The sequence below is a fragment of the Pseudalkalibacillus sp. R45 genome, from assembly GCF_052246725.1.
Taxonomy (GTDB): domain Bacteria; phylum Bacillota; class Bacilli; order Bacillales; family Fictibacillaceae; genus Pseudalkalibacillus.
This window is the reverse complement of record NZ_JBQQCL010000032.1, coordinates 12,784-29,298: the sequence shown is the minus strand read 5'-3', so window position 1 is coordinate 29,298 and position 16,515 is coordinate 12,784. Positions and strand designations below refer to the sequence as shown.

At 42.1% G+C, this 16,515-nt stretch carries 16 protein-coding genes; 14 read left to right on the top strand and 2 right to left on the bottom strand.

Features of this window, described 5'->3' with window-relative positions; translation table 11 throughout:
* Positions 1–267 precede the first annotated feature (267 nt).
* From queD to ACTWQL_RS24160, 5 genes are all read left to right on the top strand, one after another.
* Positions 268–738, top strand: a complete 471-nt coding sequence (gene queD / locus ACTWQL_RS24180) for a 6-carboxytetrahydropterin synthase QueD (RefSeq protein WP_443144914.1) — start codon at positions 268–270, stop codon at positions 736–738.
* Positions 731–1,462 carry a 7-carboxy-7-deazaguanine synthase QueE gene (locus tag ACTWQL_RS24175; RefSeq protein WP_443144913.1) on the top strand — a complete coding sequence of 244 codons (732 nt, stop codon included), beginning with the start codon at positions 731–733 and terminating at the stop codon, positions 1,460–1,462. Before queD ends, ACTWQL_RS24175 begins: the two co-directional genes overlap by 8 nt.
* Positions 1,463–1,464: 2 nt before the next feature.
* The gene (queC, locus tag ACTWQL_RS24170; RefSeq protein ID WP_443144912.1) at positions 1,465–2,148 is read left to right on the top strand and encodes a 7-cyano-7-deazaguanine synthase QueC; all 684 of its coding nucleotides are present in this window, start codon (positions 1,465–1,467) and stop codon (positions 2,146–2,148) included.
* Positions 2,149–2,214: 66 nt separating this feature from the next.
* Entirely contained in the window at positions 2,215–3,285 is a 1,071-nt protein-coding gene (locus ACTWQL_RS24165) for a M42 family metallopeptidase (protein WP_443144911.1), read from the top strand.
* A gap of 83 nt (positions 3,286–3,368) precedes the next feature.
* Positions 3,369–3,875, top strand: a complete 507-nt coding sequence (locus tag ACTWQL_RS24160) for a DUF84 family protein (RefSeq protein WP_443144910.1) — start codon at positions 3,369–3,371, stop codon at positions 3,873–3,875.
* A 60-nt stretch (positions 3,876–3,935) separates the two neighbouring features.
* On the opposite strand, the gene ACTWQL_RS24155 is transcribed toward ACTWQL_RS24160, so the two are convergent.
* Complete coding sequence (locus ACTWQL_RS24155) at positions 3,936–4,382, bottom strand: YtoQ family protein (protein ID WP_443144909.1); 447 nt, start codon at positions 4,380–4,382, stop codon at positions 3,936–3,938.
* A gap of 131 nt (positions 4,383–4,513) precedes the next feature.
* On the opposite strand from ACTWQL_RS24155, the gene mltG reads away from it, so the two are divergent.
* Positions 4,514–5,515 (top strand): endolytic transglycosylase MltG, encoded by a 1,002-nt coding sequence (gene mltG, locus ACTWQL_RS24150; RefSeq protein ID WP_443144908.1) that lies wholly within the window; start codon positions 4,514–4,516, stop codon positions 5,513–5,515.
* Between the two features lie 334 nt (positions 5,516–5,849).
* On the top strand, positions 5,850–6,053 hold the full coding sequence (locus ACTWQL_RS24145) for a hypothetical protein (protein ID WP_443144907.1): 204 nt from the start codon (positions 5,850–5,852) through the stop codon (positions 6,051–6,053).
* Here the strand turns inward: ACTWQL_RS24145 and ACTWQL_RS24140 are convergent.
* Positions 6,017–8,158, bottom strand: coding sequence for a methyl-accepting chemotaxis protein (locus tag ACTWQL_RS24140; RefSeq protein ID WP_443144906.1), 2,142 nt, complete (start codon positions 8,156–8,158; stop codon positions 6,017–6,019). The two genes, ACTWQL_RS24145 and ACTWQL_RS24140, sit on opposite strands and share 37 nt — an antisense overlap.
* Before the next feature lie 428 nt (positions 8,159–8,586).
* On the opposite strand from ACTWQL_RS24140, the gene ACTWQL_RS24135 reads away from it, so the two are divergent.
* From ACTWQL_RS24135 to ACTWQL_RS24105, 7 genes are all read left to right on the top strand, one after another.
* On the top strand, positions 8,587–9,597 hold the full coding sequence (locus ACTWQL_RS24135) for a PTS transporter subunit IIC (RefSeq protein ID WP_443144905.1): 1,011 nt from the start codon (positions 8,587–8,589) through the stop codon (positions 9,595–9,597).
* An 18-nt stretch (positions 9,598–9,615) separates the two neighbouring features.
* Positions 9,616–9,930: a thioredoxin family protein gene (locus ACTWQL_RS24130; RefSeq protein WP_443144904.1), complete on the top strand. Its 315-nt coding sequence runs from the start codon at positions 9,616–9,618 to the stop codon at positions 9,928–9,930.
* A gap of 83 nt (positions 9,931–10,013) precedes the next feature.
* On the top strand, positions 10,014–10,436 hold the full coding sequence (gene queF, locus ACTWQL_RS24125; protein ID WP_443144903.1) for a preQ(1) synthase: 423 nt from the start codon (positions 10,014–10,016) through the stop codon (positions 10,434–10,436).
* 459 nt (positions 10,437–10,895) lie between these two features.
* The gene (locus tag ACTWQL_RS24120; protein ID WP_443144902.1) at positions 10,896–11,696 is read left to right on the top strand and encodes a DUF1444 domain-containing protein; all 801 of its coding nucleotides are present in this window, start codon (positions 10,896–10,898) and stop codon (positions 11,694–11,696) included.
* Between the two features lie 28 nt (positions 11,697–11,724).
* Positions 11,725–12,339 (top strand): YtpR family tRNA-binding protein, encoded by a 615-nt coding sequence (gene ytpR / locus ACTWQL_RS24115; RefSeq protein WP_443144916.1) that lies wholly within the window; start codon positions 11,725–11,727, stop codon positions 12,337–12,339.
* A 196-nt stretch (positions 12,340–12,535) separates the two neighbouring features.
* A complete protein-coding gene (locus ACTWQL_RS24110; protein WP_443144901.1) occupies positions 12,536–15,091 on the top strand; it encodes a DNA translocase FtsK in 2,556 nt (851 codons plus the stop codon).
* Positions 15,092–15,367: 276 nt separating this feature from the next.
* The gene (locus ACTWQL_RS24105; RefSeq protein WP_443144915.1) at positions 15,368–16,465 is read left to right on the top strand and encodes a nicotinate phosphoribosyltransferase; all 1,098 of its coding nucleotides are present in this window, start codon (positions 15,368–15,370) and stop codon (positions 16,463–16,465) included.
* Positions 16,466–16,515 lie beyond the last annotated feature (50 nt).

Here is a 16,515-nt window from a genome sequence, read left to right as displayed (position 1 = left end):
GCGGAAAGCGAGCATCCTGGAGCGGATATCAACAACTTTTAAAGAAAACTTGGCGAGACCAAGCCTTTTGTAGGTCGAGCCTTAGTTGCCCTTATACTGAAGAAAGTATTTTATACTTTCTTTAAGTGCAAGAGCAACAAAGTTTGCGAAAACAGCCTTTAATTTTAATCTTATTTCGCTAAAGTATTAGTTGTTTTTTTAAAACCTAGTTTATAAAAGAAATGACCTTGATCATAATACAACAACACGAAAAGGAGGTCGGATGTTATGGACTTTCAAATTCCGAAGAAAGTGGAGCGGATTGACGAAGATATACAACGTAATGAATTGAAATATCACCATAAGCGGGTAGCGGTTACAAAAGAATTCACTTTCGATGCCGCACATCACTTGCACTGCTATGAAGGGAAATGCAAAAGCCTTCACGGACATACGTATAAACTGGTCATCACCATCAGCGGTTATGTGGACGATATCGGTTTGACGATCGATTTCGGTGAAATAAAGCAAATTTTTAAAGAGGAAATTGATTCGAAACTGGACCATCGTTATTTGAACGAGGTATTACCGAATATGAACACGACGGCTGAGAACATGATCGTATGGATCTGGGAGCAGCTAGAGAAGCGTCTCAAAAAACACGATCAAGAACGTGGAACGAGAATCGAGGAGTTGAAACTATATGAAACTCCAACAAGTTATGCAACATTGAAACGAGAGTGGATGGAAAATGACTAAACAGATGATAATGCCAGATAAAACGGAATATATGGAATGGGAGCTTCCGATGGTCGAGATTTTTGAGACTGTTGAAGGAGAAGGGAGCATGGCGGGTTTTCCGACGATTTTTGTCCGGGTATTCCACTGTAACCTTCGTTGCACATGGTGTGATACCACATACAGCTATGCACCAGCTAAGGAAGAGTATAAAGCGACTATCAACGAAATCTTAGAAAAGATTAAAAGTTTCTCAAGTCACAGAATTTGTTTTACAGGTGGCGAACCATTGATTCATGGAACAAAGTCAGCAGCTCTACTTATCGCGATGTGTGAGTTAGAGCAGATTAAGGATGTGCATATCGAAACGAACGGCGCAATTGATTTAAGACCATTTGAAACCCTGCGTGTCGAGAATGAAGCAGTAGGGGCAAAAGCCCGTTTCATCATGGACTTCAAGCTTCCGGATTCCGGGGAAATGGATCGGATGATTTACAGTAATTTTGAAATCCTTGAACCTCAAGATGAAATCAAATTTGTCATTGGGGATGACGAGGACTTTACTGTAGCGACATCTGTCGTTAAGGAACATCACAAATCAGGGCAAGTGCTGTACAGTCCTGTATGGGAAACGATGCCACCGCAAAAGTTAGTAGAAAAAATTCTTTCTGAACCGCTTCCGGATGTGAAGCTCAGCTTACAGATGCATAAAGTTATCTGGCACCCAGATCAGAGAGGAGTTTGACGATGAAAAAAGCAGTCGTTGTTTTAAGTGGAGGTTTGGATAGTACAACCTGCATGGGGATTGCAAAAGAAAAGGGGTACGAACTTTATCCGATTACGTTCCATTACGGCCAGCGTCACAACCGAGAAGTAGAGCAGGCTGAAAAAGTAGCAGGATTTTTCAACTCTCCTGAACATCGGATTGTTAATGTAAGCTTTCTGCAGCAGATCGGTGGAAGTGCGTTGACGGATGATTCAATCGAGGTCAGACAGGGGAGCGTAGACGAAGATATTCCATCAACCTATGTCCCGGCTAGGAACATGATTTTCCTTGCGCTCGCAAGTGCTTATGCGGAAGTGATCGGAGCAGAAGCGATCTATATCGGTGTCTCAGCAGTCGATTATAGCGGTTATCCGGATTGCAGACCGGAATTCATACAGAGCATGAATGAAACGGTGAATTTAGCGACAAAAACAGGTGCAACAGGTGGTCAGTTTGAAATCGAAGCTCCATTGATTCAAATGACTAAGAAGGAAACGATAGAAGAAGGACTCCGTTTAGGTGTTCCTTACGAGCTGACAACTTCTTGTTACATTGGTGAAGAAGTCGCTTGTGGAGAGTGTGACAGCTGCTTGCTTCGCTTAAAAGGATTTGATGAAGTTGGTGCTGAAGATCCGATTCCATATGCTAAGAAACCTCGTGTGTAGCGGTCTTATTAAAGTTACGTTACAATAGGATTGGTGAAAATTTTCTGGCAATGGAAGGGAGAAATCATGAAGGAAGAAACCTTACAGCTATTTCAAACTTTAACAGAATTACAAGGTGCTCCGGGGTTTGAGCACGATGTAAGGAAGTTTGTCCGCAGTCAGCTTGAGCCTGTTTCGGATGATATTATCCAGGACAAGCTTGGTAGTATTTTTGGCGTGAAAAAAGGAAAAGAAGATGGACCAAAGATCATGGTAGCGGGCCATATGGATGAAGTCGGTTTCATGGTGAGCAAGGTTACAAAGAACGGGATGCTGAAGTTCGAAACATTAGGTGGCTGGTGGAGCCAGGTCTTATTGGCACAACGCGTTCAGGTCATGACGGATAATGGACCGGTCATCGGCGTGATCGGATCGACACCACCTCATTTACTTGAGGAATCTCAGCGCTCGAAGCCGATGCCATTGAAGCATATGTACATCGATATCGGTGCGGATGACAGGGAAGATGCTGAATCAATCGGTGTGCGTCCTGGGCAGCAAATCGTGCCGATCTGTCCGTTCACACCGATGGCGAATAAAAAGAAGATACTGGCGAAAGCCTGGGATAATCGTTATGGTGTCGGGCTTGCGATTGAATTGATGAAAGAATTACAAGGCGAAGAATTGCCGAACATCCTCTATTCAGGAGCGACCGTCCAAGAGGAGGTAGGCTTGCGTGGATCGAAAACAGCGGCAAACCTGATTCAACCAGATATCTTCTACGCATTAGATGCAAGTCCTGCAAATGATTCCAATGGCGATAAGGAAGCCTTCGGACAGTTGGGTAAAGGTGCATTGTTACGGATACTTGATCGTACGATGGTGACGCATAAAGGAATTCGCGATTTCATACTCGATACAGCTGAATCAAATGATATTCCGTATCAGTATTTCATCTCCCAGGGTGGAACAGATGCAGGCAGCGTACATATATCTAACGAAGGTGTACCATCTGCAGTAGTCGGGATATGTTCTCGTTACATCCATACTGCAGCTTCAATGATCCATGTAGATGACTATGCAGCCGCCAAAGAACTGCTTGTCAAATTAGTCAAGTCGTCCGACAAATCCACAGTAGACCAAATCATCTACGATTAATCGGTGCCAGGCACCATTTTGAAACCGTTGGGGCACAAGCACTTTAAAAGTGTACCTGGCACCAAGGATGGGAGGGTGTTTGGATGATTGTAGCGGTTGGATCTAAGAACCCTGCGAAGGTTCAGGCAGTGGAAGCGGTTGTTGAGACTCTCAATTGGCAGGTGGATGGTATTAAGGTGCCATCCCATGTGTCAGCTCAGCCCTTTTCAGATGCGGAAACGCGCAAAGGGGCTGTGAACCGGGCTAAAGCCTGTGTTGATTCTGGATTCGAGATTGGAATCGGATTGGAAGGTGGGGTAGTCGATACAACCGACGGTCTTTTCCTCTGTAACTGGGGAGCTCTTGTTACTAATGAGCAAAATACATATGTAGCAAGCGGCGCAAAGATTCTCCTGCCCAAAGAGATCAGTGAGCCTGTACGCTCAGGTATAGAGCTAGGGGACGTTATGGCTGAGTATACGAACAAGAAAGATGTGCGGACACAAGAGGGTGCTATCGGTGTTTTCACTGACGGATGGATCACACGCGGAGACATGTTCGCCCACATCGTCCGGCTTTTGGTCGGTCAATATCAGTATTATCAAAAATGAACCACAAAAGGGAGCTGAACCATTTCAGCTCCTTTTTCTATTGTTCAAACAAGTTGTCGTTTATTCCTCTTCAAACACATATGAGAGTGCTTGTATGGCTTGATCGAAGTTTTCAACAGTCACAGTCGCTTTGTTCGATAACTCCTTCAACGCATGATGTAATGATCCGTCTCGTACAAGGATAAGCGGTTTATTCAAAGCTAGCGCAGTTGCAGCGTCCATCGCGGTATTCCATTGTTTATAGCTTTCGCCGAAAAACGCCAGAACCACGTCTGATTTCGAAAGCAGAATCTCGGTCCGTAAATTATTGAAATCAGAAGCTTTATCATCTTTAATGATTTTATTTGGTTGTTCCCCTAAAATCTCCTCACCAATGTCATCTGAACGACTGTGGTTGGTCATCGGATTCACGAAGGTAATCGGCAAGTCCTTTTTTTCAGCCTTCTGTTTCAACTCATCTCGCCAGTTATCATGGATCTGTCCTGCTAAATATACTGTTAAATTCACTGTATCACTCCTTGTTTTGAATCTACCATAATAATAACATGAACATTCTGAAAAGTTCCTGTAATTCGCTTGAATGATGGTAAGACAATAAGGGAAAGCTGATGTCTGAGACTAGAAACTGGGGTTATCATATGAAAAAGCGGAAAGGGCTTTTTATATCAACGATAATAGCAATAGCACTTTGCATTTGGGTAGTTTATGAAGCTACTCCATTTTGGCATGAAAAACAAAAGGTGATCACGGTAAAGGAAGGACAATCTTTGCAAGAGGTAGCTGAACAAATGCATGCTGAAGAACTGATCAAAAATAAAATCTTTTTCTTGTTGTATGGCAAGCTGAACAATCTTGATGGACAGATAAAGATTGGAAAGCATCACGTATCAAGCACACAATCTATCCCTCATCTATACAAAGAGTTAGTAACATCGCCGCTGGATAAGGGGATTGAAGTCACCTTTCCTGAAGGTTTCACTACTGAACAAATCGCAGCCAGACTGGAGAAAAAGGGGATAACGACCCAAGCTGGATTTTTAAAACACGCAAAGACAGGAGAAGGAATCAAACATCCACTTATCCAAAAATTGAAGGATGAAAAAGATATCAAATACAAATTAGAGGGCTACTTATTTCCGGATACCTATTATTTTAAAAAAGGGATTTCTCCGAGTGAGGTTATTGAGAGAATGCTGGATCGGTTCGAACAAGTACATAAAGAACTTGATCCAGATTCAAAGCATGATTTGACACAATGGGTCACGTTGGCTTCAATTGTGGAAAAAGAAGCGGTGGTTGAAAAAGAAAGGGAGTTGATTGCCGGGGTCTTCCAAAACCGAATAAAAGAAGAATGGAAGCTTCAATCTTGTGCAACGGTGCAATATGTACTTGATAAACCGAAGGAACGTCTTTTGTATAAGGACTTAGAGGTAGATAGTCCTTATAACACTTATACCAAAGAAGGACTGCCTCCAGGACCGATTGGTAATCCAGGGAAACAATCATTAGAGGCTAGTTTGAATCCAAAAGATCACGATTACTTCTTCTTTGTCGTCAAAGCAGATGGTTCTGGAGAACACCACTTCTCCAAAACATTTAAGGAACACCAGCAGCACACTGATCATAAAGGAAACTGGTAGGAGCATGTTGATGAGGGATGGGTTAATTAGGAAATTATAGGTTATTTATTGTTTCTGTACATGGCTGTTATCGCAAACGTTGTTGCTCTTGCACTTAAAGAAGGTATAAAATACTTTCTTCAGTATAAGGGCAACTAAGGCTCGACCTACAAAAGGCTTGGTCTCGCCAAGTTTTCTTTAAAAGTCGTTGATTTCCGCTCCAGGGTGCTCGCTTTCCGCGGGGCGTGCGGTGAGCCCACTCGTCGCCTTGCGACCTCAGGAGTCTCCTTTTCAAGGAAGCATTTGTGCTCCTGCGTCTACAAGAAAGTCCTGTCGAAGTGAGCTTCCTCGTCGCATGCCTTGCGAGGAGATTATTCAGGTAGTAGGCATGCTGACCCCGCAGGACAAGGAAAGCTTCGGCAGCGTTACATCGCTCGAAGAAAATCAGACACTTTTGGACATACCCTTACCTTTTAAACAAAAAAGGCTCATCGCACATAATTGTGGTGAGCCCGGAATCTATTATTTGTTTTCTTCATTGTTGTTCTCTGATGTATGAGAATCTTCTTCGAAAGATGGTTCCTCTGCAACGGCAGCTTCATCTTTAAAGTCATGCTCTACTTCTTGTTCTTCCATCCAATCAGTTTCTTCATTAAATTCTAGAATATCTCCGGATTCGAGATTTTCGCTGATCAAGTTGAATTGCCCAACTTCTTCTTGAAGAAGCATCGCGATATCTTGAAGCTCGTTTGCAGCATTATTGACTTCATTGATCGCTTCCTTTTGATGGATACTTGAAGCACTTACTTGTTCTGAAGCAGCTACAGATTCTTGTGAAATCGCGCTGACCTCTTGCAGTTTCTCGGATAGAGCTGAGTTCGATCCTTGCACTTCACTAATTGCATCACGTACTTGTTGGATTCGAGCGTTGATTCCTGTAACGTTATCAACGATTTTCGTGAATGCCTGCTTCGTACGGTCGACTGAAGTTTGCTGCTCCGTACGATAATGATCGAATTGTTCCGCTTCGTTCGAGAGCTTTTCCATTTGCTCAGACATTAATGTGATGAGCTTATAGATGTTTTGCGCTTCTGATTTTGACCGTTCTGCAAGTTTACGGACTTCCTGTGCAACAACAGCGAATCCTCTGCCAGCATCTCCAGCTCTTGCGGATTCGATTGCTGCATTCAGCGCAAGTAAGTCGGTACTCCCCGCAATATCTTTGATTGTATCAACAATCGATCCGATTTGCTGTGAATGTTGATTTGCTTCTTGGACCTGATGGATCAAATGGTTCGCAAGGCCAAGGAATTCATCTGAACTTTTACCGAGATTCTCCACGATCTTCAGACCTTCTTTTCCTTCTTCCTCAGTAGCCTGTGAATCTTTACTGATTTGCAAGCTGTATTTAGCTGTTTCATCAATGGATACCGTCACCTGGGAAATCAATTCTGTACTTTCATATAAATGGTCCGCTTGAACTTGAGCACCAGCGGAAACCTGTTGAATCGCTTCATTGACTTCTTCTGTCTGCGCTGTGGTTTCTTCTGAAATAGCTGCAAGGTGTTGGGATGAAGATGAAAGCTGTTCTGAAGCGGTGTTCACTTCTTGCATCGCTTTCTGCATCTTTTCAGCCATCATGTTGAATGTACTTGCCAGTTCGCCCATTTCATCGTTTTGTTCAACGTGTACACGATGTCCGAGATGCCCCTCCCCAATTACAGTCGCTCCTTCTTTTAAGGAAGTGATCGATGAGGTGATCGTTCTAGTCAGCCAGAATCCTAACGTTCCGATAGCAGCTAAAATAATCAAGCTAAGGATGATCAACGTCCATAACAAAATTGTACCTAATCTCTTTTGATCAGCACTTAAGCTTTGGGTTTCCGTAATGACGTTCTTTTCAACCGACTCAATCGACTTTTGGAGATTCATTCCTATTTCTTCAAAATCAACGACGGTTTGTTGAATCTGTCCTTCGTATCCTTTTACCGTATCCATTGCGCTCGTATAAGCCAATAGCTTGGAATTGAAGGCCGATTTTTGTGAAGCTTCTACGTCTGATGAGTTAACTGCTTGTTTCAGAGCGTTCAGTTGATCGTTATAACGGTTTTCATCTGTTGATGTCCCATTAAGAAAATATTCCTTTTCCAATATGCGAAGTTCATAGAACTCATTCAATAATCTTGGATTTATCGACCCTAACAGCTTACTTAAATCATTTGCTTTTTCAGTCAAGATCCCTTGCATACTATCGATATCTGAAACAAGTTTTGAAGTATCCACGAATGAAGACTCATATGTACCGACTTCATTAGATATTTCTTTAAAAGAACCTGAAAATTGATCGTTCTCTTTTTGAATCGTACCGATTTGTTTCTGAAGATCCCCAAGTTTAGTGGAAATCTCCTGAGAAGAGCCTTCGAGATTCGTCCTTAAAAACTCCTGTTCCAGCTTTCTGATATACGCGAATTCACTATTGACTGAGATCGTGTCTGTAGCAAGTTGTTGAAGACGGTTTTGCTTGTCATTCATATTCTGGGTCATGAATACGTAGAACATTGAAAAGGCGAATAAAATTACAATTCCTACTACAGCCATAGTCAACATGAGTCGTACTTTGTTCTTGATGGACAACTGTAGGTTATCCTTGAGCATTTGCAGCATGCTTTCTCCCCCTTGGTCACTCTGCACCAGCTATTCACTACTCTGCTTTAATTATCAAAACTACTTCGTATATAATGGAGATGGACACATTACAAGAAATGTTTAGGTTTGCTTTGGGCAGATTAGAGAATAGCTCATACGTCATCCTTACTTTTATTATCGTAGTATGTTGAAAAATTTTAATACTTTTCACGATAGAATTTTGTAAATGGCTGTTATCGGAGTATCTTGTTGTTTCTACAATTGGAAATTTGCCCGCTTTCCGGGGGCAATCTTGCAGGTTCTCGCTTAGCTTGCCTTCCAGCAGGAGTCTCCCATATGTCCGCTGCTATTGGTTTTGGTTCATTTATATCAGCACAATTAGCAACATGTACTTTTTTGAACTCATCGAATGAATCGACAGGGGTTCAAGAAATGGAGGTGAGCGTTTGAAATCTTTTTTATCGAGAAAAGGGGTCTCATTATCGCTACATACGTATTTTGTAACAGCACTGAGCTATATGGCTTTAGGGCTTTTTTCTTCGCTGATCATCGGTCTAATTCTACAGACAGCTGGTGAGTTATCAGGTTCTGCATTTTTCGTTGAAATGGGCAGTTTGACGATGAGTTTGATGGGACCGGCCATCGGCGTGGCAATCGGATACGGTCTGAATGCACCTCCGCTCGTCCTGTTTTCAGCAGTCATTGCTGGTGCTGCTGGCAGTGCTTTAGGTGGAGGGCCAGCTGGAAGTTATATAGCAGCTCTATTTGCAGTAGAGTTTGGAAAAATGGTTTCGAAGGAAACGAAGGTGGATATCATCGTCACGCCATTCGTTACTGTTACAACTGGCTATCTGGTCGCAAAATTCATAGGACCACAGATTTCTAGTGCCATGCAAAACTTTGGAGAGCTGATCATGTGGGCTACGGAGCAGCGTCCGCTTATTATGGGCATTCTTGTAGCAACATTAATGGGACTTGCCCTAACTGCTCCGATCTCTAGTGCAGCGATTGCAATCATGCTTGGCTTGGATGGACTGGCAGCAGGTGCTGCGACCATCGGATGTGCAGCACAAATGGTTGGATTTGCAACTGCGAGCTTCCGTGAAAACGGGTGGGGAGGTTGGATCGCACAAGGGATTGGAACTTCGATGCTTCAGGTAGCGAATATTGTCAAGAGACCGGCCATTCTTATCCCGCCGACAGCCGCTGGAATCATCCTCGCTCCGTTCGGTACTGTTATTTGGGTCACAGAAAATATTGCGGAAGGGGCCGGCATGGGGACAAGTGGATTCGTCGGGCAGATCATGACCTTTCGAACGATGGGATTTACTTATGAAACGTTTCTCATTGTTTTGTTCTTGCACTTTATTGGACCTGCTGTCTTTTCTCTAGTACTATCAGAATGGATGAGAAGAAAAGGTTTCATCCAACATGGCGATATGAAAATCGAGTATTGATATTGGAGGTAATTTTACGTGAAAACAATCAAAACGAATGAAGACTGGAATGCTGCAATCCAATCAGAAAACGCAATCATCATGTTTTCCGCGGTATGGTGCCCGGATTGTGTAATCGTGAAGCCAATTATGCGTGAAATCGAGGAAGAATATGATCAATTCGATTACTATTATGTTGATCGGGATGAGCATATCGAATTGTGCCAGGAATACGATATTTTCGGAATTCCAAGCTTCCTAGCTTTCAGTAACGGTAAAGAAATAGGACGTTACGTTGATAAGCAGCGCAAGACTAAGGAACAAATCGAAAACTTCCTCAGATCCATTGGCTAAACAGTGACTTTTTCCCTTTCTGATGTTAAAATTTAATATTAGAGATTCATGTCTTAATTGTTATTTTAGAAAGGGTGAACGTTGTGGCAAAAGTAGATGTTGACCACAGTAAATACGAAGGTATTCGATTCGATATAGAAAATGAGGATGTCATCCTTGTCGATATACTAGAAACGATTCCATATGAATATGCAGGGAAGGATACATTGGTTACGATTCCTACAAATGAATTCACTTCGGTGTGTCCATGGTCCGGTCTTCCGGATTTTGCAGAGTTCCACATCAGCTATATTCCGAATGAAAAGCTAGTGGAAATGAAATCATTGAAGTATTACCTTACTTCATATCGGAATGTCGGAATCTATCAAGAGCATGCGACAAATCGTATTCTTGACGATCTCGTTCATTTGCTTGATCCGAAAGAAATGCAGATTACCGCAATTTGGAACGCTCGTGGTGGATTAGGTACTGAAGTAGTAGCGGAATATAAGAAAGACAACGCATAACTCTGGGGTCGAACCCTAATTGAAAACTAGAGGGGGTTGAGCCATAAGTGCCCGGCACTTAATTGATGGTCAACCCTTCTTCTGTTTATCAAAAGGTAATTCTTTCGTTTCGTTGCTGTTAGGAGCTTTCTTAAAGATAACCTGCGTGAAAAGAGAGCCAGATGAGTTCAAGCAGCCACGTTTTTCTGGTAACGGACATCAGAGCCGTTATTTGGGACAAATTCGCTGTTTTTGAATTTTAACGGACACCACAGCCGTTATTTGTGAACAAAACAGCTGATTTTCTATAATATTTACAAAATAAGGTCCCTGGTGTCCGTTAGGTTATTAAAACCGTACTGTTTTGGTCAAATAAGGTCTCCTGTGTCCGTTAACAAGTGAGTGCAACTTGGTTTCATCCAAGAACGAGCGAGGAGGCACAATAAAAACAGAGTTACATCAAAGAAAGGAGGATGTCGGATGGAACCGATTGAACTGAAACGTATACTGGAAAGGAAACTAGGAAGTGAAGATCGATCGTTCATCTTCAATGCCAAAGAAAAAACACTGCGTATTGAAGAAAAAGAAACAGGTAAAGGTATTACACTCTCACTTCCTGGCTTGACTGCCAAATACGAAGAACGGAAAGATGATGCGATTGATGAAATCATCTACCATGTGGACGAACTGTTTTCTGTCATGAATCAAAACCAATCTTTAGATGGAAATCAGAAACTGATTTTTCCAGTAATCCGATCGACATCTTTTCCAACTGAACATAACGGGGAGCCGCTTGTGTTTGAAGAGCATACAGCTGAAACCCGGATTTTTTATGCACAGGATTTAGGGAATTCGTATCGTTTGCTGACAGAAAATATGCTTGAAGAGCAAGGTTGGAATTTGCAGCAATTAAAAGAAATAGGAAGATTCAACCTACGTTCACTTGATTGCTCCATGAAGGAGGATCAGGTTGCAGGAAACGTATTCTATTTCATCAACCACAATGATGGATATGACGCAAGCCGCATCTTGAACCAGCAGCTGCTTGACAGCATGAAGAAAAAAGCAGAAGGCACACTTGCTGTTGCTGTGCCGCATCAAGATGTCTTGATTTTAGCCGATATCAAAAACGAACAGGGCTACGATATTTTAGGACAAATGTCCATGCACTTCTTTTCAAATGGCAGGGTTCCTGTTACGGCTTTACCATTCCTTTATGAGGATGGAGAATTCGAACCGATATTCATACTTGCTAAAACAAAACCGGAAGAATCTGAATAGATGTTTATGAAAGGGGAAAGCCCGTATGGTGAATGTACATTATAACCCAAATGGAATAGGGGATGTCCTGCTCGTTTCTGTAGATGCAGGGACGATTACAGAACGTGATTATCAAAAACACGGAGAAGTAGTGAGATTATTTGATAAAAAGGATGGCCGTACTCTCGGCTATAACATCTTCAATGTTTCCAGACATTTTGATCTTTCTGGGAATGGGAAGATTGAAGTTACAGAAACAGTAGTAGATGAAATCAATCGGTTTTTACAAAAGAGTGATGTAGGGGAAACGATTGCATTTGATACTCGACCTGAATTCATCGTCGGACACGTTACTTCCAAAGAAAAGCACCCTGATGCAGATAAGCTTAGTATTTGTAAAGTTGATATCGGTGATGAAGTACTGCAGATTGTTTGCGGAGCACCGAATGTCGATAAAGACCATAAAGTCGTTGTCGCCCGTGTGGGTGCAATGATGCCAAGCGGAATGTTGATAAAAGAAGCGGAACTTCGAGGCGTGCCATCCTCAGGTATGATCTGTTCAGCTAAAGAATTGGATTTACCTGATGCTCCAAAAGAAAAAGGAATTCTTGTTTTAAGTGATGACTATGAAATTGGTGCTGATTTCTTCACGCATGACAAGTAAATTGAGTTAGGACAACCAGATCAGATCTGGTTGTTTTCTACTACTTATTTACCTTTTTTGAGGAGAATGAGTAAGGAATAGGTTTTGATTTGACTTGTTTCTTTTGATAATGATGGATGTAATATTCGAATAGTGTCTCATAAATTCGAATATTTAGGTGAACGAAAGAAATTTTTTAAAAAAGGTGAATGTATAGATGTCTAACTGGTTGAAAAAAATGATGAATTTGATCTTTGAAGATGAAGAAGACATAGAGACTGAAAAGGAAAACAATCGGACCATCCCTAAAGAAAACCCGCAAAAAAAAGGGAAGTCTGTAGGACGGATGACAGCAGGGAAAAGCTCGTTCGAACCGAGAATGGTACATCAATATCCGAAAGAAGGAAATTTTCGTTTTCCAGTCATACCTGATGATAAAAATAAGAAGGATCGCCGTAACGATCCAACTAAAAACGAACGAACAACATCAGAATATGAGCCACAAAAGCAATTCAAGCGAGATGATGAAAAGCAACCACGGGTAGAGAGAAAACAATCTGAAAGTAGTCGAAGAGGGGCTAGGTCTAAAAGCACTGAGGAAAAGCCAAAGTTTACTGGAGAAAACTTTACGCCAACTGAAATCCCTTCTCCTATCTATGGGTTCGGCAGTCGTCCGGAAGTGTTTCCGCCTAAAATAGGTCCGGAAAGTGCTGGTACCATTTCTAGTAAAAAACAAGCACAACAACCAAAGTATGAACCAGGATATGAAGCTTACCAAGCAATATCTGAAATGAAGGAAGAAGATTTAGATCAATCCGAAATGAGGGAAGCCGAAGGATCAAATCAAATTGAACCAGACCAATCAAAGGCAGAAAAAGAAGAATGGATACTCCATGGCTGGGGGATCACGCAAGAAGTAAAACAGGAAAGGGAAGAACCTGAAACCACAGCCTTGAATATAGAAACAGGCGATGAAAATAAGGAAGTGGAGACTGAAGATACTGAAACGCTTATCAATTTTGAAATTGAATCCACTGATATCGAGACTAATAAAGAGACCTTGGAAGACAATAGTGTTGATACAGAACAAGTACTTGCTGAAAATGATGCTCAATCCATCCATACATATGAAAACAAAACTTCCAAAACACCAGAACCTGTTGAAACAAACAAGGTTGAAAACAATGAACCAGAACCTGAGAAGCCGGCTCGATCTGTAAATCAGAAAAATGAAGAAGAAAAAAAGAAAAGTCCGATTCCGTTCAATGTTATGATGCTGCAACGTGACAGGAAGCCTCAACCGAAAACACAAGTAGATCATTCGACTACACCGAAGCGTGAAAAATCGATTGAACGAGGGTACACTTTCCCATCTGAAAGCTTGTTGGATCGGAAAATTGAAGAGATGAATGATGACGAAACATGGTTGAATGACCAGATCGAATTGCTGCAGTCTACCCTTCATAACTTCAATGTGAAGGCTACTGTAGTCGGCGCGACAAAAGGTCCGTCTGTTACAAGAATTGAAGTTCAGCCTGCACCGGGCGTAAAAGTCAATAAGATAACGAACCTTTCTGATGATATCAAATTGAGCTTAGCTGCGAAGGATATCCGGATGGAGGCACCAATTCCAGGAAGAAATGCAATCGGGATCGAGGTTCCAAACAAAGTGAGCAAATCGGTGACACTGCGTGAAATCATCACACACCCGAATTTTACACAAAGTTCATCCCCGCTCTCTGTAGCATTAGGCCTTGATATTTCAGGAAATCCGGTTGTGACGGATCTTCAAAAAATGCCACATGGGCTAATTGCTGGTGCTACTGGCTCAGGTAAAAGTGTATGTATCAATTCGTTGCTCATCAGTATCTTATATAAAGCTCATCCGGATGATGTACGATTGATGCTCATCGATCCGAAAATGGTGGAGCTGGCTCCGTATAACCAGTTGCCGCATCTGGTAACACCAGTCATAACGGATGCAAAAGAAGCGACACTCGGACTGAAATGGGCCGTGGATGAAATGGAACGCCGGTACGAATTGTTTGCAAAAACAGGGGTCAGAGATATGGAGCGTTTCAATAAGCTCGTTAAGGAAAAAGGAGAACCTGACCAAAAGCTCCCTTACGTCGTTGTAGTCATCGATGAGTTAGCAGATTTGATGATGGTTTCGCCACAAGAAGTTGAAGACTCTATTTGTCGTATCGCCCAAAAAGCACGAGCTTGTGGTATCCATCTTCTGTTGGCGACTCAACGTCCGTCGGTAGATGTGATAACAGGATTGATCAAGGCGAACATTCCGACACGGGTTGCATTCTCTGTTTCTTCATCGGTGGATTCAAGAACAATCATCGATTCGAACGGAGCAGATAAACTTCTTGGTAAAGGTGATATGCTTTTCCTTGGCAACGGAGTCTCCAAGCCTGTACGTGTACAGGGGAATTTTGTATCCGATGAGGAAATCGAACGGATCACCCAGCATGTCAAAGGACAACGCGATCCGGATTACTTGTTTGAAAAAGAAGAGTTGGTGCAAAATACATTGGCCTTTGATCAGAACGATGAATTGTTCGATGAGGCTTGTGAATTCGTACTTGAACAAGGTGTTGCTTCATCTTCTGCCTTACAGAGAAGATTCCGCATTGGTTATAACCGGGCAGCTAGACTAGTAGATATGATGGAATCCCGCGGCATCGTTTCTGAAGCCATGGGAAGTAAACCACGAAATGTACTCGTCTCGAAACAAGAGTTTTATGATCAAGTAAGTGAGTAATAAGCAAGAAGCAATATGACTACCGATAATGCGATAACTAAGCAACTTTGAGGAATAAATGATAGTCTTGAATTATCGGTAGTCGTTTTATATGATAAACTAATGGTTATCTTATAAGTAGGCTTTACTAAATGTATTGTTGATTTTACAGAAAAGCTGCTTAAGATTCACAAAAGTGAATATCGTAGAAATCAACAATAAAAACGAACAGAGCCAAGAATATCAAAAACAATAAGCAATTGAAGTACATAAAGGAATAGGTGCAATCGTATGGATATGAAAGAAATCGAATTGAAAATGCAAGGGAAAATTAATAGACTGACGAATAACACCTTCAAATTCGATGAACGTGTCGCTGAAGGATGGTTTTCGGCTGTTTACTTTTTGAAAACTTGTGAAATCGCCGAGGCACATCGTTCGGATAATGTCGTGAAAATGCAGTTCTTCCAAAAGAAGCATGCCGTGCTCTGTGGGACTGACGAAGCCATCGCTTTGATCAAAACTTTCGCAAAAAATCCTGAAGAATTAGAGATCTACTCACTTAAAGACGGGGACAAAATCGAACCTTATGAAACGGTCCTGACGATCGAAGGTCCGTACCAAAACTTCGGATCCCTTGAAGGTCTCATTGACGGCATCCTGGGCAGAAGAACTTCTGTCTCGACGAATGTATATAACGTTGTGAAAGCAGCAAGCACTTCAGGTGTTCAAAAGCCTGTCATCTTCATGGGGGACCGTGATGATCATTTTACCCAGCAAGCTGGTGATGGATACGCAGCATACATTGGGGGCTCTACGGCACAAGCTACCCACGCTATGAATGAATGGTGGGGCAAACGCGGGATGGGGACGATGCCGCATGCACTCATCCAGTTGTTCGAAGGCGATGTTGTTGCTGCTTCACGCGCATATTACGAGCAGTATCCTGAGGATGAGTTGATTACACTGGTCGACTATAATAATGATGTCATCACGGACTCTTTGAAAGTGGCTAGAGAGTTCGGAGATACATTGAAAGGCGTCCGGATCGATACCTCGAGGACACTGGTCGATCAATATTTTTGGAGAAACCAAGACGAACTCGGTACATTCGATCCAAGAGGTGTCAACCCTGAATTGATATTCGCATTGAGGAAAGCTTTAGATGACGAAGGTTATCAGCATGTGAAAATCGTGGTAAGCGGAGGGTTCAACGAAGATCGTATTCGTGGATTCGAAGAACGTCAGGTTCCAGTTGACATCTATGGAGTAGGAAGTTCTTTATTGAATATCCATATCGGTTTTACTGGTGACAATGTTTTATTAAATGGAAAAAGGGAAGCTAAAAAAGGACGAAAGCACCGTCCAAACCCACGTCTTGAGAAAGTGGAATAGGTAAATTTGAGGAATTATTAGTCTAAAGACTACTTTTTTGATATAATGTT

Coding starts and splice junctions, on each gene's coding strand:
- queD (WP_443144914.1), top strand. CDS start 268: ATGGACTTTCAAATTCCGAAGAAAGTGGAGCGGATTGACGAAGATATA.
- ACTWQL_RS24175 (WP_443144913.1), top strand. CDS start 731: ATGACTAAACAGATGATAATGCCAGATAAAACGGAATATATGGAATGG.
- queC (WP_443144912.1), top strand. CDS start 1,465: ATGAAAAAAGCAGTCGTTGTTTTAAGTGGAGGTTTGGATAGTACAACC.
- ACTWQL_RS24165 (WP_443144911.1), top strand. CDS start 2,215: ATGAAGGAAGAAACCTTACAGCTATTTCAAACTTTAACAGAATTACAA.
- ACTWQL_RS24160 (WP_443144910.1), top strand. CDS start 3,369: ATGATTGTAGCGGTTGGATCTAAGAACCCTGCGAAGGTTCAGGCAGTG.
- mltG (WP_443144908.1), top strand. CDS start 4,514: ATGAAAAAGCGGAAAGGGCTTTTTATATCAACGATAATAGCAATAGCA.
- ACTWQL_RS24145 (WP_443144907.1), top strand. CDS start 5,850: ATGCCTTGCGAGGAGATTATTCAGGTAGTAGGCATGCTGACCCCGCAG.
- ACTWQL_RS24140 (WP_443144906.1), bottom strand. CDS start 8,158: ATGCTGCAAATGCTCAAGGATAACCTACAGTTGTCCATCAAGAACAAA.
- ACTWQL_RS24120 (WP_443144902.1), top strand. CDS start 10,896: ATGGAACCGATTGAACTGAAACGTATACTGGAAAGGAAACTAGGAAGT.
- ACTWQL_RS24110 (WP_443144901.1), top strand. CDS start 12,536: ATGTCTAACTGGTTGAAAAAAATGATGAATTTGATCTTTGAAGATGAA.
- ACTWQL_RS24105 (WP_443144915.1), top strand. CDS start 15,368: ATGAAAGAAATCGAATTGAAAATGCAAGGGAAAATTAATAGACTGACG.